Below are 6,654 nucleotides of genomic sequence, written 5' to 3'. Positions count from 1 at the left end.
CTACCTTGCCTCGGTATGCAAGACGAACTTGCTACGGATCAGGCGAGCCGGCAGCTACTTAGCCAGAAGACGGCATCTGCCGATTTAATCAGTCATTGCAACCGGGATTTACGCAGTGAACGCCAAGGTCTATAATCTTTGACGAAATGGCAAAAAAGCAAAAGGCTTTTACTTATCTTGCTTGATTATAATAGTAAACGCTTCACGCCCCCATTTGGAGATTTGAGCCATGTGTGGCTCTCCAAGAGCAAAGCCGAGTTTAATCAAGTTGGAGATGGCTTCCTCACTTACACCAGTAGCGCAAATGAAATGCTGATTATCTGCCAAGGTGTTTAAAGCAGTGAGAGCGATCCATTCTTCATCGCCAATCCGGGGGATAAACTGATCAACCTCAAGGGGCAGTTGGACAGGAGCATCTTCTTCAGATGTTTGCAAATCGGTCATTTTCCGGAGCGCCTTCAGAACTTTCCACCCAACCAATTCGCGTGCAACATCAATCTAGGAATATAGAGCCTAAATTATGGAACAGATTTGCTTTTGCACGGCAACTAAGCAAAAGGCTTAATCCAAAATTCGGCATTAGCTTGCCTCCGACCCTGACGGGGCGGCCGCACTCCGGGAAACCAGGGGCAAACAGGGCATCTGATGTTGTCGACTATGTCGATCTCCTGCCCTCCACTTGTGAAGCTATCTAAGCCGGGCTACAGCTCGCGCGAGAACGTCAAGTGGCGAGGACTCGGCGGTGCGCACCGAGTGCAGCACAATTGCCGTCGTCTTTTCGGTTGACGCGAGCCACAGCGTCGTCCTGTACAGCCTATGAATTTAACCCTGGACCGCTTGGTAGCCGCTACGCGCTGCTGTAAAGCAGCCCGACCACGAACGAGGATCGCAGCAATTGGCTAGGCATCGAAAGCAAGACGAGGTCGTGGGCGTCCTGGAATTCAAGGGAATGAGCGCGGATGATCCGACGTTCAAATCCTGGGCAGCCGATCATCGCGAGCGCAATGGCGGCAATATTCGAGTCAGCCTCGGGGCCACGGGCGCGCGAGTCATGTTCGCCAAAGAAGCCGACATGACGTTTTGGAAAAACCGCTTCCAGAAGATGGGATGCGGCTAAGGAAGCCGCGTGATGGGAGAAGTCTTGAACGAAGATTCCCGTATCACGCGCAAACTAAAAATTGGCGAACAGAATGACTTCAATCGCTGATCACCAGTGCTTGTGCGCATCGGGATTTGGTTACGAAATGGGCTGAACGGCTATCTCGCGATACCGGAAATCTAATTCTACAAACGGCATGGACATCTTAACGACTGAATAGCCTGCCTTAGCTTGATCGGCATAGAATTGCCGGTCAGCACCCACCTTAATCGGAAAATTAAAGGCGCCAACACAGCGCAGGCGATGAAATACATCCACTGTGGCGATTAAAGATTTCATCGATCTTCTCTATCAGAACGAAGAAGCGCGCACCAGGAATTTACTCCGCCAGTGACCGTTCTGACGAGATTTCAACGGTAAACGCTCGCTCAATCTAAGGCTAACTCAGGGAGATGATAGCTTTCTTGAATAGCTGCGGAACAGGAGCCCCGTTGAACCTGTTGAAGGTTCAACGCCGTTTGGGGCAGTTCCTCGAAAGCATGGCATTCACAGGGTGAAGCACGCGCTGCGTCAATCAGGCAGTCCAATTAAATAGACTATATTATAGGCAAACGGCTAATAATTGGTCATTTTATGTCTGATTTTCGCAAAATTGCTTGCCGGGCACACTATCTTGCATTGACCTAGATCAATGAATCGTTAAATTGTCCAACAATCAAACTGTAGTGTTTGATTAAAGGTTCCTAGTGGCGGCCGCAGCCCCAAGCCCATTTCGAGAGGTTTATTGATTGCGAATTGTCGACAGCCCGCCTGCGCTGATGCGCGGTCACACCTCCCGCATCGTTCAGCCCAAGCGGACCGCGCAGAAAGTAGCCGTCGCTCTGGCGACGGTCCTATTGCTTGCCTTGGCCTGGTCGGTCGCTACCAACCAACGCTTTCGCTGGGATGTGGTTGCGAGTTACCTCTTCTCGCCTGATATCCTGCACGGACTTATGCTGACGCTTGAAATTACGGTCTGCGCGATGGCGATCGGCGTGATCGGCGGCTTGCTGCTAGCGCTGATGCGGCTGTCATCCAACCGCTTCCTACGCCTGGTGAGCAGCGCCTATATTTGGTTTTTCCGCGGTACGCCGGTTTTGGTGCAGCTGCTTTTCTGGTTCAATATCCAAGCGCTCTATCCACATATCGGTCTGCCCTTTGGCCCGCAACTCAACCTCAACGCCATTATCACCCCGGTCATCGCGGCCATCATCGGGCTAGGCTTCAACGAGGCCGCCTATATGGCGGAGATCACCCGCGCCGGTATTTCCGCCATCGATCATGGGCAAGGCGAGGCAGCCAAGGCGCTCGGCATGACGCGCGCGGAATCGCTTCGCCATATCGTGCTGCCCCAGGCCATGCGCGTGATCATTCCTCCGACCGCGAATGAGACGATCGGCCTGCTCAAAACGAGTTCTATCGCTAGCGTGATCGCGGTCACGGAACTGCTGTACTCCGCTCAGCTGATCTACGCCGTGAACTACCTGACCATCCCGCTGCTTGTCGTAGCCAGCATCTGGTACCTTGCCATCACTACGGTTCTGTCCACCGGCCAGCATTACTTGGAGCGCCATTTCAGCAAGGGAGCCGTCCATGCGATCCGCCGCACCTGACATTCCGATGGTGGAGGCGCTCAACCTCCGCAAGAGTTACGGGAAGCATGTCGTCCTCAAGGATGTCTCGCTGACCGTCGCGCGCGGCGAGGTGGTTTGTATCATCGGCCCGTCTGGGTCCGGCAAATCGACTTTGCTGCGATGCCTGAACCGGCTGGAGGAGATCGAGGCGGGTGAGATCGTCATCGATGGCGCCTTGATCGGCTATCAGGAGAAAGAGAACCGGCTGCATGCCCTGGCAGAAAAAGCGGCCTGCCGCCAGCGTGCTGCGATAGGCATGGTGTTTCAGCGGTTCAACCTGTTTCCCCACCTGACCGCGCTGGACAATGTAATGGTGGCACCGATGCGCGTGCGTGGTGTGCCGCGCGCCGATGCAGCCAAGCGTGGAAGGACTTTGCTTGCCCGTGTCGGGCTTGCGGGCAAGGAGGGTCATTATCCGAGCATGCTGTCAGGTGGCCAGCAGCAACGGGTTGCCATTGCCCGGGCGCTTGCTATGGAGCCCAAGCTGATGCTCTTCGATGAGCCGACCAGTGCGCTTGACCCGGAGTTAGTGGGCGAAGTGCTGGAGGTGATGCGCGAACTGGTAGCCAGCGGCATGACGATGGTGGTGGTGACGCATGAAATGGGCTTCGCCCGTGACGTCGCCGATCGGGTCATCTTTATGGAGGACGGCGCGATCGTCGAGGAAGGCAAACCCTTGGCATTTTTCAGCGCGCCCGTGGAAGCGCGAACGCGCAGCTTTCTGGCGCGGGTCGCATGAGCGGCGCAGCGCGAGCACGCCCCGAGCGCCGCATTCCGCTGGAGCGGGAGACGACGCCCATGCGTATTGCCGCGGCTCTGCGTGCCGAAATAGCCAAGGGCGCGCTGCTGCCCGGCACTCGCCTTCATGAAATTGATTTCACGGCGGCATTCGACGTCTCCCGCCATACGCTGCGAGAGGCGATCAGTCTTCTGGTCGCGGAAGGCCTGCTGATGCGTGCGTCCTTCAAAGGTGTTGAGGTCAGGAAACTCAGCGCCGCGGATGTGCGCGACATCTATACGACACGCCGGCTGATTGAACTGACGGCGATCGACGTGCTGCCGGATGCACCACGCGCGGTGTGGGATGCGCTTCTTTCCGCAGTTGACAGGCTGACCAATTTGCCTGCCTCGGTTGATAGCGAAACGATGAACCGCGCTGACTTAGACGTGCATTTGGCGCTCGTCGCAGTGCACGGTTCTACGCGGATCATGAACACCTACAAGGCGGCGGTGCAGGAAATGCAGATCCTGCTGTTTCAGGCCTATCCGCCGAAGGATGTGGCTGTTGGCAGGATTAACCATGAGGCGTTCGGCCGCATGCTGCGTGCCGGTGACAGATCGGGTGCACGCACGCAGCTTGAACAGCGGCTCAGGCGCTCGGAACAGAACCTTATCGCAGCTCTCAGCTGAATTTTGTGTGATGGCGATGCGACACTTGGATGCCGCGCCATGTCGGAGAAAATTATGACCAAGAGAATGATGAAATTGGGCATGTCGATGCGGGGGCTTGGCTATCATGTCGCCGCCTGGCGGCATCCGGATACGCCGGCTGACGGCACGCTGAGCTTCGAGCATTACAAGGGTAATGCTCTGATGGCAGAGCAAGGGCTGTTCGACATGATCTTCTTCGCCGATGGCATCGGCATTCGCGAAAAGGATGAACCAAAAGGTTCGCTCGCTCGATCCGGCTTCGAGATTGTCGAAATGGAGCCAATGACATTGCTGCCGGCGCTTGCGGCCGTCACCCAGCATATCGGTCTCGTCTCTACCGCGTCCACCACCTACAATGAACCCTATCACGTTGCTCGGAAATTCGCGACGCTGGATCTCATCAGCGGAGGACGCGCCGGTTGGAACGTCGTAACCTCGTGGTCCGATGCCGAGGCGCAGAACTTCAATCGCGCTAAGCATTTGGACTATGACACGCGCTATGAACGGGCTCAGGAATTTGTCGAGGTCGTAAAGGGGCTCTGGGATACCTGGGAGCCAGGCGCCTTTGTCTATGACCGTGCCAGCAGCATCTTTTACGATGAGAGCAAAATGCATTTGCTCAATCATGTCGGCAAGCATTTTCAGGTCAAGGGACCGTTGAACGTCGCGCGTATGCCGCAGGGGCGGCCGATCCTGGTGCAGGCCGGGTCCAGTGAGCCCGGACGCGAGATTGCAGCTGAATCTGCCGATGTTGTCTACGCATCCCAGGACAGCATTCCGGCGATGCTGGGCTATTACAATGACGTGAAGGGTCGCATGGCGAAATATGGCCGCGACTGGGACGATCTGAAGATCATGCCGGCTTTATGTCCGATTGTTGGCACAACACGGGCTGAGGCCCAAGCAAAATACGATGCTCTACAGGAATTGGTCGATCCGCTTGTCGCCATGGCGCGCGCCTACAACGCGCTCGGTGATTTGTCTTCGTTTCCGCTGGACGGCCCGGTGCCCGAGCCACAGGCCGAGGCCCAAGTGCGCAGTCACCAGGAACGCCTGATGAAGCTGGTGCGCGAGAATAACTGGACCATCCGCGACCTCTGTCGCTATCTGGCCGGCGAAGGTGGCAGCCCAGTGATCGGCACCGCATCCGACATCTGCGACTATATGGAAGAGTGGATGGATGCCGATTGTTGTGACGGCTTCAACATCACACCGAACCAGTTGCCCGGCGGCTGCGAGGATTTCGTGCGGCTCGTCACGCCGGAATTGCAGCGCCGTGGTCGTTTTCGCAAGGCGTATGAAGGCAAGACGCTACGCGAAAACCTGGGTCTGAAACCGCATACCAACCGCTATGTGAAGCAGCACGCAACCGCGTGAGCGGCGCTGGCCGGTTGATTTCCTTTACCCCTAAAACTCCGACAGGAAGATAAGATGCGTAAGTCTCGTCTGATGCTTTGCGCCTTGGCCACGACAGCCATTCTGCTATCTCCCGTAGTAGGTCTCGGCGCCAAGGCGCGCGCCGCTGAGCTGGCAGCAGACCCTGCCGTCGTAAAGCTTGTTCCGGCTTCGTTCCGTGACAGCGGCACGCTGGTCATCGGAACCGATGCAACCTATGCCCCTTTCGAATCGATCGATCCAAAGAGTCATGAGATCATCGGTTTCGACGCGGACCTGGGTCGTGCCATCGCGACGGTGATGGGCCTCAAAGTAAAATTTGTGAATACGCCCTTCGATGACATTATCCCGTCTTTCGCGAGCGGAAAGTTGAGCGTTGCCATGTCTTCCATCGGGGACACGAAGCCACGCGAAGGTGTGGTTGATTTCGTGACCTATTATTGGAACAGCATGAGCCTGCTGGTTCCCACCGGTAATCCGAAGCAACTGGGCATGTATAAAATGTGCGGCGCCAAGATTGGTGTCGAGCGCGGGTCGACAGAGCAGACGACAGTTCTTCCGGAGCTGATGGGCAAATGCGGCGAAACAGACCATGCGCTGATGGCTGGTAGCGTTTTCAGCAGCACGACCAACGCCGTCCTCGCGCTGAGCAGTGGTCGGATTGATGGCGTGCTGAATGACGCACCTGCGAATGACTCCGCTGCTGCGACATCAGCCGGGCAATTCGTCGTCGTGGGTCCGCTGCTGCATTCCAACAGCCCCGGTGGCGTGGCTATTGCGAAGAATTCAGGCATGCAGCCGGCTATTTTGGCAGCCGTCAAAACGCTGGTGAGCAATGGCGTCTATGACGCGGCACTGAAGAAGTGGAACTTGGAATCAATCAGGATCACCTCCCCCACCATCAACTGGGCCAGCCAGCAAAAATGAGTTCTTGCGGACTGGTCGAATCCGGCCGGTCCGCATTTTTTATGAGACTAGCAATTTTTCTCAGGGATCGATGCAGCGCAAAAAAGTTTTATACCCAATCGTCTAGACCAAATGCCACGCCATCTTCTG

At 56.2% G+C, this 6,654-nt stretch carries 8 protein-coding genes; 6 read left to right on the top strand and 2 right to left on the bottom strand.

Features of this window, described 5'->3' with window-relative positions; all coding sequences use genetic code 11:
* Positions 1-168: 168 nt before the first annotated feature.
* A complete protein-coding gene (locus ASILVAE211_RS24370; protein WP_227323967.1) occupies positions 169-444 on the bottom strand; it encodes a hypothetical protein in 276 nt (91 codons plus the stop codon).
* A 481-nt stretch (positions 445-925) separates the two neighbouring features.
* On the opposite strand from ASILVAE211_RS24370, the gene ASILVAE211_RS24365 reads away from it, so the two are divergent.
* Complete coding sequence (locus ASILVAE211_RS24365; RefSeq protein ID WP_227323966.1) at positions 926-1,117, top strand: hypothetical protein; 192 nt, start codon at positions 926-928, stop codon at positions 1,115-1,117.
* A gap of 120 nt (positions 1,118-1,237) precedes the next feature.
* Here the strand turns inward: ASILVAE211_RS24365 and ASILVAE211_RS24360 are convergent, their stop codons facing one another.
* Entirely contained in the window at positions 1,238-1,438 is a 201-nt protein-coding gene (locus ASILVAE211_RS24360) for a hypothetical protein (protein ID WP_227323965.1), read from the bottom strand.
* A 566-nt stretch (positions 1,439-2,004) separates the two neighbouring features.
* Here ASILVAE211_RS24360 and ASILVAE211_RS24355 point away from each other — a divergent pair.
* From ASILVAE211_RS24355 to ASILVAE211_RS24335, 5 genes are read left to right on the top strand one after another with little or no spacing between them, the layout of a single operon-like run.
* Positions 2,005-2,751 (top strand): amino acid ABC transporter permease, encoded by a 747-nt coding sequence (locus tag ASILVAE211_RS24355; protein WP_227323964.1) that lies wholly within the window; start codon positions 2,005-2,007, stop codon positions 2,749-2,751.
* On the top strand, positions 2,732-3,511 hold the full coding sequence (locus ASILVAE211_RS24350; RefSeq protein ID WP_319799638.1) for an amino acid ABC transporter ATP-binding protein: 780 nt from the start codon (positions 2,732-2,734) through the stop codon (positions 3,509-3,511). The genes ASILVAE211_RS24355 and ASILVAE211_RS24350 overlap by 20 nt, the downstream gene beginning before the upstream one ends.
* Positions 3,508-4,182 carry a GntR family transcriptional regulator gene (locus tag ASILVAE211_RS24345; protein WP_227323963.1) on the top strand — a complete coding sequence of 225 codons (675 nt, stop codon included), beginning with the start codon at positions 3,508-3,510 and terminating at the stop codon, positions 4,180-4,182. Before ASILVAE211_RS24350 ends, ASILVAE211_RS24345 begins: the two co-directional genes overlap by 4 nt.
* A gap of 54 nt (positions 4,183-4,236) precedes the next feature.
* Positions 4,237-5,580 (top strand): LLM class flavin-dependent oxidoreductase, encoded by a 1,344-nt coding sequence (locus ASILVAE211_RS24340; protein ID WP_227323962.1) that lies wholly within the window; start codon positions 4,237-4,239, stop codon positions 5,578-5,580.
* 54 nt (positions 5,581-5,634) lie between these two features.
* Positions 5,635-6,525: an ABC transporter substrate-binding protein gene (locus ASILVAE211_RS24335; protein ID WP_227323961.1), complete on the top strand. Its 891-nt coding sequence runs from the start codon at positions 5,635-5,637 to the stop codon at positions 6,523-6,525.
* Positions 6,526-6,654: the final 129 nt, after the last annotated feature.

This window comes from Acidisoma silvae (assembly GCF_020618775.1).
Classification (GTDB): Bacteria; Pseudomonadota; Alphaproteobacteria; order Acetobacterales; family Acetobacteraceae; genus Acidisoma; species Acidisoma silvae.
Note: the sequence above shows the minus strand (reverse complement) of the source record. Positions and strands in the feature narration are given on the sequence as shown.